Here is a 22,590-nt window from a genome sequence, read left to right as displayed (position 1 = left end):
AAACACTACATCTAGTGTTCTGAAGCGCGTTAGGCACTAAGTATAGGGAAATATTGCTTATTTGGTAAGGTATTTATGACAAATATTTATCAGTATTTTTACTAAGTTTTCCACCAATTTAGGGGTCATTTTGGTGCGGAATTTTTAGCCCTTTTTAGGCAAAGGCTGTAAAAGTAAGCGTACGCTCACATACAAAAAATAGACTATCTAGAAATGAGTCCGAAGGGCAATTTTTCAGGAGAGACTACTGTCTCTTTTTGGAACTTTTTCCAGTCAAAATAAATTCCAGGATCTGTTTTCCGACCGGGAGCAATATCACTATGTCCAGAAAACTGCACATTTGGATAGGCCTCGACCAATTTTTCAACCAACTTGGTAAGAGTTTGATACTGAGCTTCTTCAAATGGAGTATCGCCATCACCCTCTAGCTCAATGCCAATAGAGAAGTCATTGCACTTCTCTCTCCCCAAAAATGAAGAAATGCCAGCATGCCAAGCCTTGTTGTGGGTTGCTACAAATTGCACCAACTCGCCCGAGCGTGTAATTAAAAAATGGCTTGATACTTTTTGATCGGCAATTTCTACAAAATACGGGTGACCTTTGGGGTCGAGCTTATTTTGAAAAAAGTCAACAATGTGCTGACTAGACCTTTGGTTTCTAAAATCGCCAGGTGGAAGACTAATGTGATGAATCACCACTAAGTCCGGTTGAAGATTTTCTGGTCTGACATCTTGATTCGGTGAAGCGCGCCAATTGGCAAACCCAATCCAACCTTGCTCATCTAATTCATTGAAGTGTTCTTGGCAACAATAAAACCGACCGTCATGAGTAATTGCATCAGATTTGGGTAAATGCACTTTGCAATATTGACATTGCACCATTACCTCAGGTTCAGCGACCTTAGAAGCCTTATCAGCATTGGCTTTGGTGGTATTTTGCTGATCGAGCTTTGTCTGTTTTTTTCCTTTAAACCAAAGGTAAAAAAGGCTCGCGCCCGCAATTAAGAGAAGCCACTTAAACAAGGGTCATGTCCGCTGAAGAATCACTTCCACCACAAAACGGCTACCCACATACGCTAGCAAAAGTGCTGTGTATGCACTTAACACCCAACGTATTGCCGTTCTACCGCGCAGACCAACTCTCCAACGCGCTATGAGTAAACCGGCGAATAAGAACCAAGAGACGAGAGCAAAAATAGTCTTGTGGTCAAACACGAGCGGTTTGCCAAAGAGGGTTTGAGAAAACAATAATCCAGAAAAAACTGTCAGACTAAGCAGCGCAAATCCAACGTATAGCAAGTTAAATAACAGGCTTTCCATTGTCATCAGTGGCGGCAAATCCTCCAGCCAATGTGCGGCACGACTATTTGGGACGATTGCCAAGCGACGATGTAGAGCGCGATCTTGAATGCTCATTAACATTGCATGCATTGCTGCCAAACTGAGTAGCCCCACTGAAACTGTTGCAACAACAAAGTGCCCCTTAAACCAGGGATCTGAAACTGCTTTCGGCGACAGAAGCGTTCCTGGAAAAATACATGGCAGCAAGGAGCAAATTAAGGCGAATACCAAAGCCATCCAACGCAGGCTTGAGATGGGTAAAAACCAAGACTGGAACCAGTAAAAAGCCAAGCCAACCCAAGCAATCAAGGACAAATCCTGAGCAAAGCCAAAAACAAAGCCCTCAGACGTAAAAACAGAGTCATGCAATTGAATTCCGTGGACGACCAAAATCCCAAAAATAGCCCCTTGAATCAAGGCGGTAGAGAGCGAAGACTCCAAGCCCTCTTTGGGTCTCAGGCTCAAAATGAGCAAAAGAGCTAAATAAAGTGCGGATGGGAGCCATCCATAACTTGAGTAACCTAAAATATCCATCTGGAAAGTCTAATCGATAAATGCTAGAAAACCTCACCGACCGCCTATCTCGCGTTGTTAAAACAATGCGGGGCCAAGCCCGCCTCACTGAAGCCAATACCGCAGAAATGTTACGGGAGATCCGTTTAGCCCTACTAGAGGCTGACGTAGCGCTTCCGGTTGTGAAGTCTTTACTCGAACAAATTAAGTTTAAGGCGCTTGGAGAAGAGGTTGTTGGCAGCCTCAGCCCTGGTCAAGCGCTAGTTGGCGTGGTGCAAAGAGAGCTCGCTCAAGTAATGATGGGCGACACCAATCAAAGCGGCGAGCTCAATTTAGCAACCCAACCGCCTGCGGTTATCTTGATGGCTGGCTTACAAGGCGCCGGTAAAACTACCTCTGTAGGCAAGCTTGCCAAGTGGCTACAAGAAAAGAAGAAAAAGAAAGTACTGACTGTTTCTTGTGACGTATACCGTCCTGCGGCTATTGAACAATTAGAGACTGTCACCAAACAAGTTGGCGCTGAATTTTTCCCAAGCAACATTAATCAAAAACCGAATGATATTGCGCTGGCTGCTTTAGATTGGGCACGTCGTCATTACTTTGATGTGGTTCTAGTCGATACGGCAGGTCGTTTAGGTATTGATGAAGCGCTCATGCAAGAAATTAAAACTTTGCATGCAAGCCTCAACCCAATAGAAACCTTATTCGTGGTCGATGCCATGCTCGGCCAAGATGCCGTTAATACCGCCAAGGCCTTCCACGAAGCGCTGCCATTAACTGGTGTGATTCTCACCAAGTTAGATGGCGACTCACGGGGTGGTGCCGCATTATCAGTGCGCCAAGTTACCGGTGTACCACTCAAATTTATCGGCGTGGCCGAAAAGATGGATGGCCTGGAAGCCTTTGATGCTGAGCGTATGGCAAATCGCATCCTGGGTATGGGCGATATTTTGGCTCTGGTTGAACAAGCTCAACAACACGTTGACGTTGCTAAAGCAGAAAAATTAGCCAGCAAGATCTCTAAAGGTGGATTTGATCTTGAAGATTTTCGTGATCAACTGATGCAGATGCAGAAAATGGGTGGAATGGCCAGCTTGATGGATAAGCTACCAAGCCAGGTTGCTCAAGCAGCATCGAAAACCAATCTGAGCAATGCAGATAAGCAAACGACACGTATGCGCGGAATTATTGACAGCATGACGCCGCGTGAGCGCACCAAACCTGAATTACTAAAGGCTAGCCGTAAACGTCGTATTGCTGCTGGTGCTGGCGTTGAAGTGCAAGAAGTCAATCGCCTACTCGCTCAATTTGAACAAATGCAAACCATGATGAAGCAATTCAAGGGCGGAAAAATGGCGCGCACGATGGCCACCATGGCTGCCAAAGGAGCCGCCAAGGGTATTGGCGGACTCTTTAAAAAATAATTAACTGACTAATTGTTTGGCTGCTTGAACTGCAGCAATCACTTTTGCTTTGACATCACTAAGCGGAATGTTCTGAGACTCAGCATCAATGCGGCCCTTAAACTCCACTTGCGAATCTGCCAAGCCGCGATCACCAATCACCACGCGGAATGGCGCGCCAATTAGCTCCCAGTCAGCAAACATCGCTCCTGGACGCTCATTGCGATCATCCAAAATGACATCAATACCAGCTGCTATGAGTTCATCATGCAATTGATCGCATGCAGCCTTAACCGCTTCTGACTTTTCGTATCCCATAGGACAAATCACCACTTCAAACGGCGCCATGGAGATAGGCCAAATAATGCCCTTCTCATCATGGCCCTGCTCGATTGCGGCGCCTAGCAAACGCGTAACACCGATACCGTAACAACCCATCACCATGGGCTGCGCTTTGCCCTGTTGATCTAGATAAGTACAGCCCATCGCCTCTGAATAACGTGTGCCCAATTGAAATACATGACCCACTTCAATGCCGCGGCAGATATCAACCACACCCTTACCATCTGGTGAAGGGTCGCCAATTACCGCATTACGAATATCCAGAACCAATGGCTCAGGTAAATCACGTCCCCAGTTCACGCCGGTTAAGTGATGACCAGCATCGTTTGCGCCACAAACAAAATCTGCCATGTTGGCAACAGTGCGATCAGCCACTACAGTCACATCGGCACTAATGCCAACAGGACCTAGGTAACCAGCAGGTGCGTTACATGCATGCTTGATTTCAGCTTCAGTAGCAAAACGAGATTCAGCCATGCCAGGGATTTTGCTAGCTTTAACTTCATTCAGTTCATGATCACCACGTACCAACAACATAAAGAGTTTTGCCGGTCCTTTTTCTTGATCAGCCGCAAACAATAATGACTTCACGGTAGATTCAAGTGGAATGTTTAAGAACTTAGCAACATCTGCGCAGTTGGTTTTCTCAGGTGTTGGCACCTTGGTCATTGCAGCAGATGCTGCGGCACGGCTAGCGATCAAGGCCAATGATTCTGCGGCTTCTAGGTTAGCTGCGTAATCAGAACTTGGGCAATACACAATCGCATCTTCGCCGGTATCAGCAATCACATGAAACTCTTGGCTACCAGAACCGCCAATAGCGCCGTTGTCCGCAGTCACAGCGCGGAATTGAAGCCCCATACGCTTAAAGATACGTGTGTAGGCATCAAACATCGTCTGGTAAGACTTCTTCAAGCCCTCGGTGTCACGATCAAATGAGTAAGCATCTTTCATGCTGAACTCGCGACCACGCATGATGCCAAAACGAGGGCGACGCTCATCACGGAACTTTGTTTGAATTTGATAGAAGTTGACAGGCAGCTGCTTGTAACTCTTAATCTCATTACGAGCCAAATCTGTTACCACCTCTTCGGAAGTGGGTTGGATCAAGAAATCGCGATCATGGCGATCTTTGATACGCAGTAGTTCAGGGCCCATCTTTTCCCAACGGCCAGTTTCTTGCCACAATTCAGCCGGCTGAATCATCGGCATCAGCAATTCAATAGCGCCCGCACGATTCATTTCTTCGCGAATGATGTTTTCCACCTTGCGAATGACTTTCAAACCCAAAGGCAAATAGTTATAAACGCCAGCACTGAGCTTACGAATTAAACCAGCACGCACCATGAGTTTGTGCGAAACCACCTCAGCGTCGGAGGGGGCTTCTTTTAGCGTGGCGAGAAATGATTGTGATGCTTTCATGTATGGATATAATCAAATCATTGATTTTAAAGGATTTGAGGCACGATCATGCTTGACCGTGAAGGGTATCGCCCCAATGTCGGCATTGTCCTCCTCAACAGCCGTAACGAGGTTTTCTGGGGAAAACGCGTTGGGCAGCATTCGTGGCAGTTCCCACAGGGTGGGATTCAGCATGGTGAAAGCCCTGAACAGGCTATGTACCGCGAATTGCAAGAGGAGGTTGGCTTACTGCCGGAGCATGTCCAGATTATTGGACGCACCAGGGATTGGCTTCGCTACGACGTCCCTGAGGAATACCTGCGCCGTCAAAACTCCACCCGCGTCCATCGAGCAGCCTATCGAGGACAAAAACAGATTTGGTTTCTATTGCGCCTAGTGGGGCTTGATAGCGATATTCAATTGCGCGCTTCTGAGCACCCCGAATTCGATGCCTGGCGTTGGGTCCCCTTTTGGATTCAATTGGATGCTGTAATCGGTTTCAAACGCGAGGTTTATCAATTAGCTCTCTCTGAGCTAGCACGTTACCTGACTCGTGGCATACGTATGCAACAACTGGCATGGGGCTCACCGCTAGATCTATTTCAGTCTTTTTATGCTGGAAATGAAGATACCCATAAATCTTCTGAAAAATCGGATAAAGAAAATGAATAATGCTTTGCGACAAATGCGTTCCTATGCGATTGGCATAACTGCTGCAAGCTTGCTGATAGGATGCGCTGGAGATCCACTGCAAAGTGGCTTAGATCCGTTTGCACCCATGGTATTTAAAGAAGGGGTAACCACAATGCCCCTCAACCCACCGAATAAAGCAACGCTTGCCCCCTTCTATGTTTCTCAGCACACAATTTTTAAGTTTGCAGTCGACACTGACTCAATTCTGATTGGGGCTGATGGCGTTACCCGCTACATTGTGGTGATGACTAATCCCAGCGGAGGTCAACAGGCTCAATACGAAGGTATTCGTTGTGACTCTTTCCAATGGCGTCTTTACGGAACACTTGAAAACGACTCTTGGAAAGAAAATCCACTCTCGAGTTGGAGGGCAATTCAAAGCAATGTACCTAACCGCTATCAAGCAGCATTAGCGCAAGGGGCTTTTTGTAACTTCAATAGTCAAGAAAAAAGTATTCGAGCAATACTTCAATCGCTCAATCCAAGAGACTTCACTGGCGGAACTAAGCCAACCAATTCATTTGGAGTTCAATAAACGCTTAAAGCGGCGTTTATTGAATCTACCTTTATCTAGGGTTTAAGCGGGTACCGATTTTTTCGCCGCTCAAAAGACGAGTCAGCACTTGTGGCTCACGTCCAGATGCAATCACCGTAGAGGCTCCGGTTTGCACTGCAATTTTGGCAGCCAATACTTTAGTCAGCATCCCACCTTTACTGAGTTCGCTTGCTGCGCCGCCAGCCATTTTTTCTAAAGCAGGGTCGCCAGCAATTGCCTCAGTCAATAGGGTTGCAGCAGGATTTTGGCGTGGGTCAGCCGTAAATAAGCCACCCTGATCGGTCAAAATGATTAACAGATCTGCCTGAATTAAATTGCTCACCAACGCTGCGAGACTATCGTTATCGCCAAACTTGATTTCGTCGGTAACAACCGTGTCGTTCTCATTAATAATTGGAACAACGCCCAGTTTTAACAGAGTATCTAAAGTGGCTTTTGCATTGGCATTGCGCTCGGCGTTTGCCAAATCGGCATTGGTCAATAAAATCTGTGCGCTACGTAAGTTAAAGCGCGCAAAACAACTTTCGTAAACCTGCACTAAACCCATCTGCCCTACTGCAGCAGCTGCCTGCAACTGATGAATCTCCTGTGGGCGCTTAGTCCAACCCAAACGCTGCATTCCTTCAGCAATTGCTCCTGAGCTCACCATCAACACCTCATGGCCAGCCTTTAAGAGATCTGCCATTTGCTCAGCCCACATTGCGATCGCAGCATGATCCAAGCCTTCACCATTATTGGTTACAAGGCTAGAGCCTACTTTGACAACAATCCGTTTAGTTTTTTTGGCGTTCATAACAGCAGAAAATATTAAACAAGTAATTTAATCAGGGGTTTTGTTTTGAGTCTGGTCTTGATAACGTGGGTCTTGAGCACGCTCTTCAGCATCATCACGATCTTTGCGCACAGAGTCCAAATAGTCTTGTAAGGAATAGCACAACTTGTCGCAACCCAAACCTGTCAAAGCGGAGATCTCAAATACAGGACCCTTCCACTTAAATTTTTTCACAAAGTCAGCAACTGCTTTTTTGCGATCCTCTTCAGGGATCATGTCGACCTTGTTTAAAACCAACCAACGTGGCTTCTCTACCAAAGCTTCATCGTATTTGCGCAATTCGTTGACGATAGCATTGGCATCCGCAACCGGATCTACGTTTTCATCAAACGGCGCAATATCTACTAAGTGCAAAAGCACCCCAGTACGTTGCAAGTGACGCAAGAAACGGTGACCTAAGCCAGCACCTTCCGCAGCGCCCTCAATCAAACCTGGAATATCCGCAATTACAAAACTACGCTCGTTACCAACACGCACCACACCCAAATTAGGATGCAAAGTTGTAAATGGATAGTCAGCAATCTTTGGACGCGCGTTAGAAACTGCAGTAATTAAAGTGGATTTACCTGCGTTAGGCATGCCTAATAAACCAACATCGGCTAATACTTTTAATTCCAGCTTTAACTTACGACGCTCACCCTCTTTACCGTTTGTCTTTTGGCGTGGCGCACGATTCGTACTACTCTTGAAGTGAATATTGCCCCAGCCACCAACACCGCCCTGCGCTAAGCAAAGACGCTCGCCATGAGTTGTTAAGTCAGCAATTGGCTCACCAGTTTCGTAATCAGAAATGATGGTGCCCACTGGCATACGCAATTCAATATCATCACCAGCGCGACCATAGCAGTCAGCACCACGCCCTGGTTCACCATTTTTAGCGGTGTGTGTTTTTGCGTAGCGATAATCGATCAAAGTGTTGATGTTGCGATCAGCTGTCGCCCATACGCTTCCACCCTTGCCGCCATCGCCGCCATCAGGGCCGCCAAATTCAATAAACTTTTCGCGGCGCATAGAGGCGCTTCCGGCGCCACCTTGGCCAGCAATCACTTCAATACGCGCTTCGTCTATAAATTTCATAAATAAAAAAGGCCTCGCTTAGCGAGGCCCGTTCCTAAGAGTTAAATTCGGAATAAATCTGAATCAAACGTGTCTCAGTCAGGCGCCTTATGAACGAGGCAAGACTGAAACTTGGGCCTTCTTCAAAGCACCCTTAACGCCGAATTCCACTTGTCCGTCAATTAAGGCGAATAAAGTGTGATCTTTACCAATACCAACGTTAGCACCTGGATGAACACGTGTGCCACGTTGACGAATGATGATGCTGCCAGCATTAATGTGCTCGCCGCCAAATACCTTAACGCCTAAGCGTTTCGATTCTGAGTCGCGGCCATTTCGTGTTGAGCCGCCGCCTTTTTTCTGTGCCATATCTTTCTCCTACTCTGGAATTAGGCTTTAATCGTATTGATCAAAATTTCAGTGAAATTTTGACGATGGCCTTGGTGCTTTTGATAATGCTTGCGACGGCGCATCTTAAAGATTGTCACTTTATCGTGACGTCCTTGGGAGACGACAGTGGCCATCACAGCTGCACCATTAACCAATGGATCACCTAACTTCAGTGAAGCGCCTTCGCCAACGGCGAGGACCTGGTCAAGAGTGATTTCGCTGCCGATTTCCGCTGGTATCTGTTCTATTTTCAATTTTTCGCCTGCAGCAACTTTATACTGTTTGCCACCGGTTTTTATGACCGCGTACATGGTTTGAAACCTCAATTAATATCTACATTTAAGCTAATCCACCCTGGACCAGCTAAGCCCATTATTATATCTTGCATGACGAGCACTGTCAAAACCAATGACTTAAGCCAGATCCTGGCCCCAATTGCCTTAGATTTCAAGGCCTTAGATGAGGTTATTCGCCAGCGTTTAGCCTCAAAAGTCGCCCTAATTGACCAAATTTCCACATATATCATCCAGGCGGGCGGAAAACGGGTTAGACCAGCCCTGTTAATGCTGGTAGCCAAGGCTCTAGCCAACGGAAAAGACACCCCACACACCCTGGAAATGGCTGCTGTTGTCGAATTTATCCATACAGCCACCTTGCTTCATGATGATGTTGTTGATGAATCCACCCTCAGAAGGGGTCGCGAAACAGCCAATGCAGCTTTTGGCAATGCAGCCAGCGTCCTGGTTGGAGACTTTCTGTACTCCAGGGCATTTCAGATGATGGTGGGTCCTGATGACCTTCGCGTCATGCAAATTCTGTCGGATGCCACCAACACCATCGCCGAAGGTGAAGTTTTGCAGCTTCTCAATATGAATGACCCAGAAGTAGATGAAGCAAGTTACCTCCAAGTCATTCGCTACAAAACCGCCAAATTATTCGAAGCTTCGACGGAGCTTGGCGCCATCTTGGCCAACGCCTCAGATACTCAGCGCGAACAAGCTGCAGCATTCGGCCGTCATATTGGCACCGCATTTCAGCTGATGGACGACCTCTTGGACTACACAGCCAATGCCGCTCAGATGGGGAAAAATGCTGGGGATGATTTGCGCGAAGGCAAGCCTACGCTACCGCTAATTTACTTATTAGAAAATGGTAGTAACGAAGAGCGATTATTAGTTCGCGCCGCCATCGAACAAAATCAAGATCTACCCGATGATGTGTTTGCACAAATTCTGAGTGCCGTACAAAGTTCAGGCGCACTCGATTACACGCAAGCAGCAGCAAAGCGTGAAGCGGATCTCGCGCTGAAATGTCTAACAAGCTTTCCTGCCAATGAGGCTACCGCTGCACTACATGCTCTTTGCGAATATTCCCTCGCAAGACAAACTTAACCGCCTACGCTTTTAAGTCTAAGCTCACGCGCAGTAATCCTGGCCTTTTCAGCCTCTTCTCTCAAGCGAGAAATCTCTTGCGCAGACAATCTTTCTAAATTGGAATAATCCAATTTCCATGCTGGATCAGCCGACCACACCATAGGCGACTGAACTGTTGTGCGTGCTGCAGGGGCAGATTCCAATAGGCTTAGAGCCAATTCCATATTTACATCCTGGGACTTCACGTCATGAGGTTTTGCAGCGGCATTTCCTAAGGGAAAATCACTAAACAAAAATCTCGGAACGCCACAGTACTCCACAATATCTTTGGCCGCACCCATCACCACTGTAGGTATGCCTGCTGCCTCCAGATAGCGCGCTAAAAGGCTCTGGCTTTGATGGCAAATCGGGCAATTAGGAATCAACATCGCAACGTCTACTTTGTCCGCTTTCAGCATCTCCAAAATGATGGGCGCATCTATTTCTAGAGTGTGTCGCTGACTACGATTGGTGGGCACACCGTAAAAATGTGGTGATAGCTCGTGGATTCTTCCTGATGCGACTGCTCTTTTTGCTGCCGCCAACGGAAACCAGCAGTTGCTGTCTTCCATGTTGGCATTCTTTCGATCAACTCCCACATGGGCGATGCGCAGATCGACATCATCCTTCACGCGCCTCTGATACGGCTGATAAAACTTTGCCGCTGCGTTGTAAGGTGCGCCCGGACCCTGAGGTCCATTTGCGGGATCATAAGGAACTGCAGTTGTAATAAGGCCCAGGACAGATTGATTTAACGGTTTTGCAAGCGGAGTAAATGGAATATCAATGAAGTGTGCCCAGATATAAGGGTTGTCATACCCCAAACCTAAGTAGTAGTTACGCGTGCGCTCAATATAGCGAACTGGCTGGTCCAATTCTGGTGCAAAGATAAGTTCAGAAGCCTGAGACATCAACACATCCCTGTAAGATATTGCATATCAAATATTAAACTTCATAGGAACTCATTATGGCTCAATGGCTTAGATTTCAACACCAAGGAAAAAGTGGTTTAGGGCAAGTACATGGCGATCAAATTGCAGTGTACGAGGGTGATTTATTCAATGGGCCTAAAGCGACTGGGCAAACCCTCAATTTGAGTGATGTCACCATCGACATTCCGTGTACGCCATCCAAAATGGTTGCGATGGTAGATAACTTCCATGCTCTAGTTACCAAGCTTGAGCATGCGGTACCCGCAGAGCCCTTGTACTTCCTCAAAGGAAACAACTCTTTTCTTGCAGCCAACCAAGTTATTCGTACGCCAAAGTCTTATTCAGGCAAAGTAGTTTATGAAGGCGAGTTGGGAATTGTGATTGGCAAACGTTGTCATGAAGTGGATGAAGCGGAAGCTGCTAAAGCCATTTTTGGTTACACCTGCATTAACGACGTCACTGCGATTGAGATTCTCAATCGTGATCCTGGTTATGCGCAATGGACCCGCTCCAAGAGCTTTAATACCTTTGGTGTATTTGGTCCATACATCACCACTGATGTTGATCCGAGTAAGCTCACTATCAAAACCATCCTCAATGATCAAGAGCGTCAAAACTATCCTGTTGCGGATATGATTTTCTCGCCTGCAAAGCTAGTCAGTCTGATTTCTCAGGATGTCCCTCTAGAAGCTGGCGACATCATTGCCTGTGGCACCTCGGTAGGCGTTGGCTCCATGAAACCAGGCAGCAATGTCAGCATCATTATTGATGGGGTTGGTCGCTTAGACAATCGCTTCGAATAAGTCGCTTCCCGTTAAAACAAAAACCCTTGCTATGGTGAGTAGCAAGGGTTTTTTATTACGCGTAATGCCGTATTGCTTAGTAGCCGCTGACTGATGGCAATGCCAAGCTACCTTTAGAGACTTGAACGTTTTCATCCAAGTATTTTGTCAAAGCAAATACAGTATTTAAACAAGGTGTTGGCGTTTGAGTAATCTTGCCAAGCTCAATAACTGAACCCAACAATGCATCAATCTCCAAGCTACGGCCAGCCTCTAAATCTTGCAGCATAGATGTTTTGTGCTTGCCCACTTTTTCAGCGCCAGCGATACGACGCTCAATATCCACGCGGAAAGTGACACCCAACTTCTCGGCAATTGTCTGAGCTTCAGCCATCATGTTGCGAGCTAATTCTTTGGTCAATGGATATTGGCAAATGCCTTCTAGGGTGCCATGCGTCAATGAGCTGATTGGGTTGAATGTCATGTTGCCCCAAAGCTTGAGCCAGATTTCTGAGCGGATGTCGTCCAGAATTGGTGACTTAAATCCAGCTGCGCCCATCATTTCAGACATCTTCTGAATACGCTCAGTTGTCTTGCCATCAAGCTCGCCCAACGGGAAGCGATTACCCTCAACGTGACGAATCACGCCAGGGGCTTGTGTAAAGGTCGCCGGATAGACTACGCAACCAATAATATTGTTTGGATTAATTGCATTCTTAGCAACACCACCGGCATCCACTGTTTCCACTGAGTGATCTTGATACTCGCCGCCCAGCTTTTGGAAATACCACCAAGGAATACCGTTTTGCATTGGGATCAAAATCGTTTCTGGGCCCATGATCGCAGCCAGGTCATCAATGATCGGCTCAACTTGATGCGCCTTTACTGCCAGGATCACTACATCCGGAGTTTCAGCATCACGAATTTTTTCTACTGCCTTTACTTGCGCCACTAATGGCTCAGGTTGATCGTCCATGATCAACGCCAAGCCACGCTCTTTGATCGCCGCCAAAGTAGCGCCGCGCGCTACAACAGTGACGTCATTGCCTGCCCTTGCCAACATAACAGCCAGATAGCCGCCAATTGCGCCGCCTCCACCAATGACACAGATTTTCATAGGAACTCCATAAGAACTAAAAATTTTGAATTACTTGTATTTTAATTGGATTTTTGCGCTGCAGCAATTATTGTTGCCTAATTTTTAGGCAACTTTTTCTTTATACGGCCTTCAAAGCATCTTTGGGCACCAGACTTCCCAAAATCATTCCCGCAATGCTGGCAAACAAGCCTGCCAACTGGGGCGGCAATATAGCGTTAGGCGCAAGGATCTCGCAGCTAATCCAGATAGTCAGACCCCCCACCACTGCAAGTAGACCACCCAATGAATTTGCTTTCGACCAATACACACCAAAAGCTAAGGGTACAAACGCAGCAACCAAGGTTACCTTGTATGCGCTTTCCACCATCTTAAAAATAGAGAGCTCGGAGTTCACCGCAAAAAATGTCGTTACAACTGCAAAACATAAAACGGTAATGCGCATAATTTTGAGTAGGTCGCGATCCGAAAGGTGTTTAAAAAAACCTCTCACAATGTTTTCTGCAAACGTTACCGATGGGGCTAGCAAAGTTGCGCTGGCACAACTCTTAATAGCTGAGAGTAGGGCACCAAAAAACATGACCTGAGCAATGATTGGGGCATGATTGAGAATCAACTTTGGCAAAATCATTTGCGGATCTGTATCCAGATATTGCTTCACTAGATCTGGACTAATCAAAGTAGCTGAGTAAGCCAAATACATCGGCACAAAAGCAAAAATGAAATACAGTACGCCACCCAGAATGGCAGCTTGAACCGCAATGTTCACGTTCTTAGAAGAAGTAATCCGCTGGAATACATCTTGTTGGGGAATGGACCCCAACATCATGGTGCAAAGCGCAGCGACAAATCCTAAGATGGAGGCAAGATTCATATCAGGCCAGAAGTTACTGAACTGGCCTGCTGCAGCCGCATGCTCAAGCACCACACCGATGCCGCCAGTCTGCACAGTCATCTCACCACCGATATACAACATGCCGATCACGATAATGATCATCTGAATGAAGTCGGTAATCGCCACTGACCACATGCCGCCAAACAAGGTGTAGATTAATACGCTACCGGCGCCAATCAGCATGCCGCCTGCCTGAGAAATGCTGCCTTCTGAAACCACGTTAAACACTAAACCTAGAGCCTTAATTTGCGCAGCAACCCAACCAAGATAAGAAACCACAATACAAAGAGTTACCAAAACTTCAACGGTGCGCCCATATTTTTCTCGGAAAAAATCTCCGATTGTGAGCATGCGGCGGTTATATAAATGACGCGCAAAAAATAGGCCTACCAATATTAGGCACATCGAAGATCCAAATGGATCTGACACAACACCCCCCAAACCCTCTTTCAGAAAAGTTGCCGGAATACCCAATACAGTTTCGGAACCAAACCAGGTGGCAAAGACAGTGGCGGTAACTATCGGCAAGGGCAGGCTATGGCCAGCCGCAGCAAAGTCAGCGGTATTTTTTACACGCAGGGCAGCCCACAGGCCAATGCCTACAGATATAACCCAGTAAATAATGACGAACCAAATGAGCACGCCTGATTTCTCCTAAAGGAAATTGGTGAAATTATATGACCTTGGCACTTTTCTCAGTATGGTCAAAAGTGCCAATTTGGAGCGTCATGGTCTGACATAATCCAAGGGTGGAATCCTCATCAAATAACCCAAGCACTGATCTGGCCTATCAAAAGGCTATTTTGGGTTCGGTATCGCGCACCTTTGCATTGACCATTCCACTTTTACCGCCAGCTATTGAGAAAGTAGTAGGCAACACTTATTTGCTTTGTCGAATTGTCGACACGATTGAAGACGCTGCAGACCTCAGCCCGCAAGTCAAACAAAACCTCTCAGCTTTGTTTTTACAAGCGGTACTTGAAAAAGTCCCGGTCAGCTCTTTTGTAGAGCCCTGCCTTGAGGCGCTAAAAAATTATGGCAATCAAGATGAACTAGACCTGATTGCCCACACCCCTACTGTATTGCGCATCCTGCACACGTGCAGCAGCACCGATCAACAAGCAGTCAGTCGCTGTGTATCGATCATGTCCGAAGGTATGTCCCACTTTCATGGCAAACAAACTAAAGAAGGTCTTAAAGATCTTCCCGAATTTGAAGAGTATTGCTATGTGGTTGCGGGCGTTGTCGGGGAGTTGTTAACAACCATCTTTAGCAATCACTCGCAAGCCTTTGCCAAGCACATTCAAAACCAAGAAACTTTAGCCATTGCTTTTGGTCAGGCACTGCAGATGACCAATATTCTGAAGGACTCCCCCGAAGATAGAGCGCGCGGCGTTTCCTGGAAGCCGGCTGACATTAGCCAAACGCAATTACTGAATATTGCCTATCAAAAACTTCAAGATTCCCTACGCTACATCCTACTAATCCCTAAAACAGAGTTAGGCATGAGGCGTTTCTGCTTCCTGGCTTTTGGCCTAGCAGTAATGACGCTTTCAAAGATTGCTGAGCGAACTCAATTTAGCCACAAGGATGAGGTGAAACTTTCTCGCAGCACAGTCATGGCTTTTTACAGCTTCACCAAGGTTGCAGTGATGAGTGATGCACTGATGAAAGCGTTCTTTTATTTATTTTCAGGTGTCCTCAGAAAATAATATTTGCGTCTAAATTGCGCCCTCGTGCCTTAATAGCCAAACCTTAATTTGACGATAAAGCCCTGGCGCATTTTTCTTCATAAAGCCACCAATGCCCTGTGCAGCAATTACCCGATGACAAGGTGAGATCAGTGGGTAAGGGTTGGCGCCGCAAGCCGTCCCCACCGCGCGCGGCCCGCTTTTAATCTTCTTGGCAAGCTCTCCATAGGTTGAAGTACTCCCAACTGGAATTTTCTGAATTTGACTCCAAACCTTTTGCTGATGAATCGTACCGGCTGGCTTTAATGGCAAATCAAATTGGTATGCGGGATTCTTGAAATAGGCCCGACATTGTTTTGCAACCTCCTTAGCCAATTGGTTTTGAGGGGTAATCAATGCGGTTGAGGTCGGTAAATAATCAATTTTGGATAACATCAAACTGGCATCCACCATCTCAGTCAATATTCCTAAGCGCCCAAAAGGGGCTTCAATCACACAGTATTGAGCGCCATCAACAGAAAGGGATTTTAGGGAAGCTGCCATAGATGTGTAATTCTCACACAAATAAACAGTTGTGATGACGCCTATTTCTACCCCAGCTATAGCTAGTGAAATGCCACTTTGCTATATTGATTCATCCTTACTTTTTGCAGGCAGCCCCGATGGACACTTTTTTTGATGATTGGCCCTTTATTGCTCAGGTTGCCCTAGTCATCTTTTTGCTCGCACTTTCTGGCTTTTTTTCCATGGCTGAAACAAGCATGCTTTCATCAAATCGCCATCGCCTACGCGCAATGGCTAAGGGCGGTAATGCAGGCGCAGGATTGGCCGAAAGATTGCTGAAAAGAATTGACTCGCTTTTGTCAGTTCTGCTGATTTCAAATAATCTGATTAATACTGTATTGCCTATCTTAGTAACGGGCATTGCTTTACATATCTTTGGCGATAGCGGCCTGGTTCTGTCAATTGCTACATTAGTTGTAGCCCTTCTGATCATCATCTTTAGCGAAATCACACCGAAAGTCATTGGTGCAGCTTTTCCTGAAAAGATTGCCTCTCGTGTTGGTTGGCTGATCTTGCCTCTGACATTTTTGCTCAAGCCTTTGTTGTGGTTTATCAATAGCTTTGTTTCTGGGCTTATGAAAATCTCTGGCCTTCAGTCCTCCTCGGACAGCAGGGCAATGAGTCAAGAGGAGTTACGAAGCTTGGTGCTTGAATCAAATCGATTTGTCTCCAATCATCACCGTAATATTTTGCTCAACCTATTTAACCTGGAAAATATTACCGTTGATGATGTGATGACTCCCAGGTCAAAGATTGAAGTCTTAGATCTTTCTAGACCGATCGATGAAGTAGTCCAACAACTAGAAACCTGTTACCACAATAAATTGCCGGTATGCGATGGCGATTCTGAGCGCATTGTGGGGATTTTGTCGGTTAAGAAGGCTTTGTCATTACTTGGTGATACAGATTTAAAGCATGAAGACTTTAAGTCCTTGCTAAATGAGCCGTACTTCATTCCCAGCGGCACACCTGTTCTGCAGCAGATGCAATTCTTCCAAGATAACCAGCAGCGCTTAAGCCTGGTCGTAAATGAGTATGGGGAAGTGCTTGGGCTGGTGACTTTCGAGGATATTGTGGAAGAGCTCATTGGTGAGTTCACCACATCCTTCTCCAATTTATCTACCGACCCACACTGGCTGGCAGATGGCACCTATCTTGCTAGCGGTGGAGCATCTTTGCGGGATCTCAATCGCTTACTCAATTTGAACTTACCCCTAGATGGACCTCGCACTCTGAATGGTCTCATTCTTGAAAAGCTGGAGGCGATTCCAGATCATGACGTCAGCGTTCGAATTGCTGGCATCGTTATGGAAATTGTGCAGTTTGATGAACAAGGCGTAAAGACCATCAAACTCTATCGACCTAATCTCACCGCAGAGCAAGATTGAGTCAATCCCAAGATGACTCACTTATCGTTCGCACCTGGTTTGAAATCGCAGTTAATGCACTTAACTCTGGAGCGAGTGATATTCATATTGAGGCAAGAACTCAAGAAACATTAGTTCGTATCCGAGTGGATGGCGAACTTCAAGTCCAAGCGCATTACCCTATAGATCTGCATGAGCGATTAATCACCCGTATCAAAATTCTTGCGCGCTTAGATATTGCAGAGAAACGTCTTCCGCAAGATGGTCGCCTTTATATTGGCCATGATTTCACTAGACCGAATATCGACTGCAGAGTCTCAATTATTCCGACGCTTCACGGAGAAAAAGCAGTTATTCGAATCTTGCCAAGCCAAGCTGAAGATTTGGCGCTAGATCAAATTGGGCTACTGCCAACACAACTAGAAATCTTCCAAAGCGCACTACAACAGACAAATGGCCTCATTCTCGTTACTGGCCCCACGGGAAGCGGAAAAACCCGGACGCTGTATTGCTGTTTGAGCGCATTAAATCAAAGCCATCGCAATCTGTGCTCCATAGAAGATCCTATTGAGATTCGTTTACCTGGCGTCAACCAGGTGGCCTACCACCCTCGCGCAGGACTAGACTTCCCGGTGATCATTCGCGCCCTCTTAAGGCAAGATCCTGATGTGATCATGATTGGAGAAATTCGTGATGCCGCAACTGCGCAGCTTGCCACTCAAGCAGCACAAACAGGCCACCTTGTTTTAAGCACCTTACACACCCGTAATGCACATGGCGCTCTTGCTCGCCTCAAGAGTTTGGGGATTGATTATGAGACGATTGAATCATGCCTGCTTTGCGCAAGCTCTCAACGATTGGTACGCAGAACATGTACACGATGTCACGGCATCCTGACACCCATAAATCCAGCATGCCTTGCATGCAAAGGGCATGGCAAGGTAGGCCGAGTAGGAGTTCATGAAGTATTCAATAAGTCGCAAATACTGAACCCTGACTCCGCTCATCTATTTATGCGCGATGCAGGCATGGAATATGTTAGTCAGGGCCTCATTAGCCAAGAGAGTCTAGAGGCTGAATTAGGAACATGGCAATGAACAAGCAAGATCAACTGCATTTCGCTCAGCAACTCTTATCTCTACTCTCAGCAGGCTTGGCTCTTCTGAATGCCATTGAACTCATGCATTCTTGCGCTCCAAAACATTGGCGCGCCTGCCTAATGGATGTGCACTCACAACTCAAAAAAGGTAATAGCCTTTCACATAGTCTGCAACTAAGACAGGAGCAGTTCTCTGCAGAATTTATCAATCTCATTCGCGTCAGTGAGCGTACAGGTGACATTCCCCTGGCCCTGACGACCATTTCCCAACAGCTCGAAGCACAAATTGAATTGCGCCGAAAGTTACAACAGGCATTGAGTTACCCCATCATTACCTTAATGAGCTCATTTCTTCTCATTATTGTCATGATGGTGTGGGTAGTCCCTGTATTTAAAGATGTTTTTGCGCACTTTCAAGCAGAACTGCCGGCGCCAACACAGGCGCTGATTCAAACCTCCTCATGGATCGAAAATTTCTATATAGAAATTGGGATTTCCCTCATTGGACTTGTTGCGCTCTTTAGCATGGCATGGTTAAAAAGTCCTCGCTTACAAAAGAGGTGTGATCAACTCAGCTTTTGTATACCGATTGTGGGGCAGCTATTGCGACTAGCCACTTTGACCTACTGGTGCCGGACACTCGGACACTTGCTGCGATCAGGGCTGCCATTGCCCGATGCGTTGCGCGTGACGGCCCAATCTTCTAACCACTGGCTTAGCCATGATTTAAGCGCTGAGGTATTTAAACAGCTCACGCAAGGCTGGCCTTTGGGTGATGCTCTAAAACGGGCTGATCCCAAGCACTTATTGTTTGACATTGAAACCTTGCAGCTACTGCACATTGCCTCGGAAAGCGGATCTCTTACCCAAATGCTAGGGCAACGCGCTCAAACCCTGGGATCGCAATTAAGCAATCGCTTAAATACACTCAGTCAAAGTCTAGAACCATTCCTAATTATTTTTGTGGGAATTATTATTGGTAGTCTAGTAGTCATCCTGTACCTTCCCATTTTTAATTTAGGTCAAATTGTTTAATGAGTAACTTAGTCACACCAGATCTGGTCCGCGCTTTACTCATCGCAGTCTTGGTGTACCTGGCCTATATTGATCTGCGATCCTTTAGATTGCCAGATGTCATTACTATCCCCCTGGCAATTTGCGGACTCTGCTTCAATGCGCTTGCTGGTCATCCATTTGCAAACTTACAAAGCGCGGCTCTTGGCGCCATCCTTGGCTACACCTTTCTTTGGCTGATTAATTATCTATACCGACTCTCCAAAAATCGAGATGGCATTGGAATGGGGGACGCCAAACTATTGGGAGCTCTGGGCGCCTGGTTTGGATGGCTGACGCTACCGGGCGTCTTATTCATAGCGTCAATAGCTGGCCTGGTGGGTGGCTTTATTTGGCTTTGTTGGAATAAACAAGGCTATCAAAGAGCATTTCCTTTTGGGCCATTCCTTGCATTTGCTGGCATCATGGAGTTGTTATGGCCACAGATTCTCCAGAACCTATTACTCAGCAATCCGATTTAAGCGCCTTGAAGGAGCGGATTCTCCTCGTTGGATTAACGGGTGGAATTGGCTCAGGAAAAACTGCTGTCAGCGACCTATTGGGTAAATTCGGCGCAGGCATTATCGATACCGACTTAATAGCCCACCAAGTCACTTCCCCGGGAGGGGCTGCAATACCCGCGATTTTGGAACGGTTTGGCCCTGAATTCATTGACTCTACCGGAGCTTTAAACAGAAGCAAAATGCGCACGCTGGTTTTTGCCAATCCAGAGTCCCGCCAAGCCCTTGAACAAATTACCCACCCCTTAATTCGACAAGAAACGATTAGGGAAGCCAACAAACTAGCCCAAGCTGGTGCACCCTACTTGGTTTTTGTGGTGCCACTCTTAATTGAGTCCAATAGCTGGAGGGGAATCGTTGACTACCTGGTGGTGGTTGATTGCCCTAAAGAAACCCAAATTGAACGCGTAATGCGCCGCAGCAATTTACCCAGGGAAGAGGTGGAACAGATCCTCCAGGCCCAAGCCAGCCGAGAAGAACGCCTTTCTCAAGCAGATGTTGTCATTGAAAATCAGGGCAGTCTTGCAACCCTAGAGGTCGAAGTCCAAGACCTGCACCAAAAAATCCTACAGATTCAGAAAAACAAACTCAGTTCGTCATAGAATATGGGCTTGTGATTGTTTACGAATACCCCTTCAACGAATTAGTTCGAAGCATGCTTCGGCTGGAGTATTTGTTCGCCCGTTTCAATCACTTCACACGCTCAGATGATCCAGAGCTTCATCACAATGCGATTGCTATTTTGTTTGATCTTGGTGACATTGGTGCACGTGGCGATATCAAATCCTTACTGCTAAAAGAATTTGAGCGTCAGAAGTACGCTTTGAATGGCCTTAAGTCATCACAAAAAGTAGATCAAGAAGCACTGTCCCAGATTCTCAGTGAAATTGATAGTGTTGCAAGCAGCATCAATCACTCTGCTGGAAGACCAAATTCTGCTATCACCGAAAGTGAATGGCTTAATGGAATTCGTACACGTTTAAATATTCCTGGTGGCACAAGCCCAATTGATCTTCCAAGTTATCACGCATGGAAAAATAGTCCGTCAAGTGAACGTCGAGATCTTTTAGAAAACTACGTTAAGCCACTTTTGCCATGGCATGAAGCTTGCCAATTATTTTTAAGACTCTTACGTCAATCCGGTGAAGCGAAAGATGTTGTAGCTCACAATGGATCTTTTCAGCAAGCTCCATCGGGCAAGGTGTATCAACTGATGCGTATTGCTGTTGAAGACGACACGTTATTTTCCGAGATCAGCGCCAATAAATACCTGCTCTCAGTACGCTTCTTAAAGTCCGACCGTGATAAAAAAGCGCAGCTTGTGAATGCCGATGTGCCATTCAAGCTAACGCTTTGCCAGCTTTAAGCTATAGACCTTCTAAGGCACTCCAGCATTGGCCAAGCAGCCGGTAACAAAGGTTCTACGCTAGGCGAATCTGATGTGATGAGTTCCCAAGAAAGCGCCTGTCCCTCACAACCCCTTGGGGTACCAGTCCACTCTCTAATAATGCTGACATAAAGTCGTACATATGCATGTGGATAATCATGCTCAAGGACGGTTAATTCCTCGCTAGAGCGAATATCAATTCCAAGCTCTTCTTGAAGTTCACGTTGGAGCGCTTGAAAAACGGTTTCCCCTTTTTCTACTTTGCCGCCAGGAACCTCCCAATAGCCGGCGTATGGTTTACCTTCAGGCCTTTGACCCAAAAGATAGCGCCCTTCAGAATCAATCAATATTCCTGCGGCAACGACAGTAATGGGTCGATTGATTTCACTCATAAAGAAACATCATCAAGCTTGTGAGCCAGCCCAGTGTTTTGCAAATTGCCAAGCAACGCGGCCTGAACGTGAGCCACGCTCTAAAGCCCAAACCAAAGCTTCTGAACGAGCAGCTTCAATTTGCGCCGCAGTCAAACCAAAATGCGTAAGCCAATGTGCAACGATGGCAAGATATTCATCTTGCTTGGGCGGATAAAAAGATAGCCACAATCCAAAACGCTCAGATAAGGAAATTTTTTCCTCAACTACTTCACCAGGATGAATTTCTCCATCATCACTATGAACATAGCCCTCGTTGTCCTTCATATACTCAGGCAATAAATGGCGCCTATTGGAAGTGGCATAAATCAAAATATTGTCGACCTGAGCCGAAACAGAGCCATCTAAGGCAGATTTCATTGATTTATAGCCAGACTCCCCGTCTTCAAAGGAAAGGTCATCACAAAATACAATGAAGCGCTCTGGCCGCTCGGCCAAAAGATCGGTGATATCAGCCAAATCGGCTAAATGCTCTTTTTCAACCTCAACCAAACGCAATCCCTGGCTAGCGAATTCATGCAAACTCGCTTTAATCAAAGAGGATTTTCCAGTGCCCCTAGCACCAGTCAACAAAATATTATTGGCGGGCTTCTTTTGAATAAAGTTTTTTGTGTTGTCGCGAATCGCATCTCGCTGACGGTCAATATTTTGCAAATCTTCAAAGGTAATGTCGGATACATGCTTTACTGGCTGCAAGAATCCAATGCTACCAAAAATACTATCGCGACGACGCCATCTAAATGCAGTAGAAGACTCCCACTGCTCATCGGTTAATGGCTTAGGTAAAAACGTCTCAAGATGACTTAAAAGCTGCTCTAGTTTTTCATTCATGAT

General features: G+C 46.3%; 24 protein-coding genes and 1 pseudogene. 12 read left to right on the top strand and 13 right to left on the bottom strand.

Translation table 11 applies throughout. From position 1 onward, the window contains the following. Window positions 1-203: 203 nt before the first annotated feature. Window positions 204-1,022, bottom strand: coding sequence for a 1,6-anhydro-N-acetylmuramyl-L-alanine amidase AmpD (gene ampD / locus C2745_RS01085; protein WP_251368344.1), 819 nt, complete (start codon window positions 1,020-1,022; stop codon window positions 204-206). A gap of 3 nt (window positions 1,023-1,025) precedes the next feature. Beyond that, window positions 1,026-1,874, bottom strand: coding sequence for an inner membrane protein YpjD (locus C2745_RS01080; protein WP_215384512.1), 849 nt, complete (start codon window positions 1,872-1,874; stop codon window positions 1,026-1,028). 20 nt (window positions 1,875-1,894) lie between these two features. Here C2745_RS01080 and ffh point away from each other — a divergent pair, with 20 nt between their 5' ends. After that, window positions 1,895-3,277: a signal recognition particle protein gene (ffh, locus tag C2745_RS01075; RefSeq protein WP_215384511.1), complete on the top strand. Its 1,383-nt coding sequence runs from the start codon at window positions 1,895-1,897 to the stop codon at window positions 3,275-3,277. Here the strand turns inward: ffh and C2745_RS01070 are convergent, their stop codons facing one another. Then, window positions 3,278-5,020, bottom strand: coding sequence for a proline--tRNA ligase (locus tag C2745_RS01070; RefSeq protein ID WP_215384510.1), 1,743 nt, complete (start codon window positions 5,018-5,020; stop codon window positions 3,278-3,280). It abuts the gene before it with no gap. Window positions 5,021-5,068: 48 nt separating this feature from the next. Here C2745_RS01070 and C2745_RS01065 point away from each other — a divergent pair, with 48 nt between their 5' ends. Beyond that, entirely contained in the window at window positions 5,069-5,671 is a 603-nt protein-coding gene (locus C2745_RS01065; RefSeq protein ID WP_128113052.1) for an RNA pyrophosphohydrolase, read from the top strand. Further along, window positions 5,664-6,227, top strand: coding sequence for a CNP1-like family protein (locus tag C2745_RS01060; RefSeq protein WP_215384509.1), 564 nt, complete (start codon window positions 5,664-5,666; stop codon window positions 6,225-6,227). Before C2745_RS01065 ends, C2745_RS01060 begins: the two co-directional genes overlap by 8 nt. A gap of 34 nt (window positions 6,228-6,261) precedes the next feature. Here the strand turns inward: C2745_RS01060 and proB are convergent. From proB to rplU, 4 genes and pseudogenes are all read right to left on the bottom strand, one after another. Further along, a pseudogene (proB, locus tag C2745_RS01055) lies at window positions 6,262-7,041 on the bottom strand (glutamate 5-kinase); the annotation flags it as partial. 27 nt (window positions 7,042-7,068) lie between these two features. Continuing rightward, the gene (obgE, locus tag C2745_RS01050) at window positions 7,069-8,157 is read right to left on the bottom strand and encodes a GTPase ObgE (protein ID WP_215384507.1); all 1,089 of its coding nucleotides are present in this window, start codon (window positions 8,155-8,157) and stop codon (window positions 7,069-7,071) included. 87 nt (window positions 8,158-8,244) lie between these two features. Further along, window positions 8,245-8,505: a 50S ribosomal protein L27 gene (gene rpmA, locus C2745_RS01045; RefSeq protein ID WP_011902041.1), complete on the bottom strand. Its 261-nt coding sequence runs from the start codon at window positions 8,503-8,505 to the stop codon at window positions 8,245-8,247. 20 nt (window positions 8,506-8,525) lie between these two features. Continuing rightward, window positions 8,526-8,837 (bottom strand): 50S ribosomal protein L21, encoded by a 312-nt coding sequence (rplU, locus tag C2745_RS01040; RefSeq protein ID WP_011902040.1) that lies wholly within the window; start codon window positions 8,835-8,837, stop codon window positions 8,526-8,528. Window positions 8,838-8,912: 75 nt separating this feature from the next. Between rplU and C2745_RS01035 the strand changes: the two genes are divergently transcribed. Further along, window positions 8,913-9,917 carry a polyprenyl synthetase family protein gene (locus C2745_RS01035; RefSeq protein ID WP_215384506.1) on the top strand — a complete coding sequence of 335 codons (1,005 nt, stop codon included), beginning with the start codon at window positions 8,913-8,915 and terminating at the stop codon, window positions 9,915-9,917. Here C2745_RS01035 and C2745_RS01030 read toward each other — a convergent pair. Then, window positions 9,914-10,849: a reductase gene (locus C2745_RS01030; protein ID WP_215384505.1), complete on the bottom strand. Its 936-nt coding sequence runs from the start codon at window positions 10,847-10,849 to the stop codon at window positions 9,914-9,916. The two genes, C2745_RS01035 and C2745_RS01030, sit on opposite strands and share 4 nt — an antisense overlap. Window positions 10,850-10,905: 56 nt before the next feature. Between C2745_RS01030 and C2745_RS01025 the strand changes: the two genes are divergently transcribed. Further along, window positions 10,906-11,673 carry a fumarylacetoacetate hydrolase family protein gene (locus C2745_RS01025; RefSeq protein ID WP_215384504.1) on the top strand — a complete coding sequence of 256 codons (768 nt, stop codon included), beginning with the start codon at window positions 10,906-10,908 and terminating at the stop codon, window positions 11,671-11,673. A 76-nt stretch (window positions 11,674-11,749) separates the two neighbouring features. Here the strand turns inward: C2745_RS01025 and C2745_RS01020 are convergent, their stop codons facing one another. Together C2745_RS01020 and C2745_RS01015 are read right to left on the bottom strand one after the other, a co-directional pair. Further along, the gene (locus C2745_RS01020; RefSeq protein ID WP_215384503.1) at window positions 11,750-12,769 is read right to left on the bottom strand and encodes a 2-dehydropantoate 2-reductase; all 1,020 of its coding nucleotides are present in this window, start codon (window positions 12,767-12,769) and stop codon (window positions 11,750-11,752) included. A gap of 100 nt (window positions 12,770-12,869) precedes the next feature. Continuing rightward, on the bottom strand, window positions 12,870-14,285 hold the full coding sequence (locus C2745_RS01015) for a sodium:solute symporter family protein (protein WP_215384502.1): 1,416 nt from the start codon (window positions 14,283-14,285) through the stop codon (window positions 12,870-12,872). 107 nt (window positions 14,286-14,392) lie between these two features. Between C2745_RS01015 and C2745_RS01010 the strand changes: the two genes are divergently transcribed. Next, window positions 14,393-15,355 (top strand): squalene/phytoene synthase family protein, encoded by a 963-nt coding sequence (locus C2745_RS01010; RefSeq protein ID WP_215384501.1) that lies wholly within the window; start codon window positions 14,393-14,395, stop codon window positions 15,353-15,355. Window positions 15,356-15,364: 9 nt separating this feature from the next. On the opposite strand, the gene C2745_RS01005 is transcribed toward C2745_RS01010, so the two are convergent. After that, window positions 15,365-15,877, bottom strand: coding sequence for a methylated-DNA--[protein]-cysteine S-methyltransferase (locus C2745_RS01005; protein WP_215384500.1), 513 nt, complete (start codon window positions 15,875-15,877; stop codon window positions 15,365-15,367). A gap of 119 nt (window positions 15,878-15,996) precedes the next feature. Here C2745_RS01005 and C2745_RS01000 point away from each other — a divergent pair, with 119 nt between their 5' ends. Genes C2745_RS01000 through zapD form a run of 6 tightly spaced genes read left to right on the top strand, consistent with a single transcriptional unit; the run spans window position 15,997 to window position 21,304 of the window. Then, window positions 15,997-17,286, top strand: coding sequence for an HlyC/CorC family transporter (locus C2745_RS01000; RefSeq protein WP_215384499.1), 1,290 nt, complete (start codon window positions 15,997-15,999; stop codon window positions 17,284-17,286). Beyond that, on the top strand, window positions 17,283-18,362 hold the full coding sequence (locus C2745_RS00995; RefSeq protein WP_215384498.1) for a GspE/PulE family protein: 1,080 nt from the start codon (window positions 17,283-17,285) through the stop codon (window positions 18,360-18,362). The genes C2745_RS01000 and C2745_RS00995 overlap by 4 nt, the downstream gene beginning before the upstream one ends. Next, the gene (locus C2745_RS00990; protein ID WP_251368343.1) at window positions 18,359-19,399 is read left to right on the top strand and encodes a type II secretion system F family protein; all 1,041 of its coding nucleotides are present in this window, start codon (window positions 18,359-18,361) and stop codon (window positions 19,397-19,399) included. The genes C2745_RS00995 and C2745_RS00990 overlap by 4 nt, the downstream gene beginning before the upstream one ends. After that, entirely contained in the window at window positions 19,399-19,899 is a 501-nt protein-coding gene (locus C2745_RS00985) for an A24 family peptidase (RefSeq protein WP_215384496.1), read from the top strand. Before C2745_RS00990 ends, C2745_RS00985 begins: the two co-directional genes overlap by 1 nt. A 17-nt stretch (window positions 19,900-19,916) precedes the next feature. Further along, the gene (gene coaE, locus C2745_RS00980) at window positions 19,917-20,540 is read left to right on the top strand and encodes a dephospho-CoA kinase (RefSeq protein ID WP_371743000.1); all 624 of its coding nucleotides are present in this window, start codon (window positions 19,917-19,919) and stop codon (window positions 20,538-20,540) included. 53 nt (window positions 20,541-20,593) lie between these two features. Next, window positions 20,594-21,304, top strand: a complete 711-nt coding sequence (gene zapD / locus C2745_RS00975) for a cell division protein ZapD (protein WP_251368342.1) — start codon at window positions 20,594-20,596, stop codon at window positions 21,302-21,304. On the opposite strand, the gene C2745_RS00970 is transcribed toward zapD, so the two are convergent. Further along, window positions 21,301-21,717 carry an NUDIX domain-containing protein gene (locus tag C2745_RS00970; RefSeq protein WP_215384493.1) on the bottom strand — a complete coding sequence of 139 codons (417 nt, stop codon included), beginning with the start codon at window positions 21,715-21,717 and terminating at the stop codon, window positions 21,301-21,303. The two genes, zapD and C2745_RS00970, sit on opposite strands and share 4 nt — an antisense overlap. Window positions 21,718-21,729: 12 nt before the next feature. After that, window positions 21,730-22,587 carry an ATP-binding protein gene (locus C2745_RS00965; protein WP_215384492.1) on the bottom strand — a complete coding sequence of 286 codons (858 nt, stop codon included), beginning with the start codon at window positions 22,585-22,587 and terminating at the stop codon, window positions 21,730-21,732. Between the last annotated feature and the right edge of the window lie 3 nt (window positions 22,588-22,590).

Origin of the sequence: Polynucleobacter sp. AP-Kolm-20A-A1 (assembly GCF_018688315.1) — a bacterium.
GTDB lineage: Bacteria > Pseudomonadota > Gammaproteobacteria > Burkholderiales > Burkholderiaceae > Polynucleobacter.
Note: the sequence above shows the minus strand (reverse complement) of the source record. Positions and strands in the feature narration are given on the sequence as shown.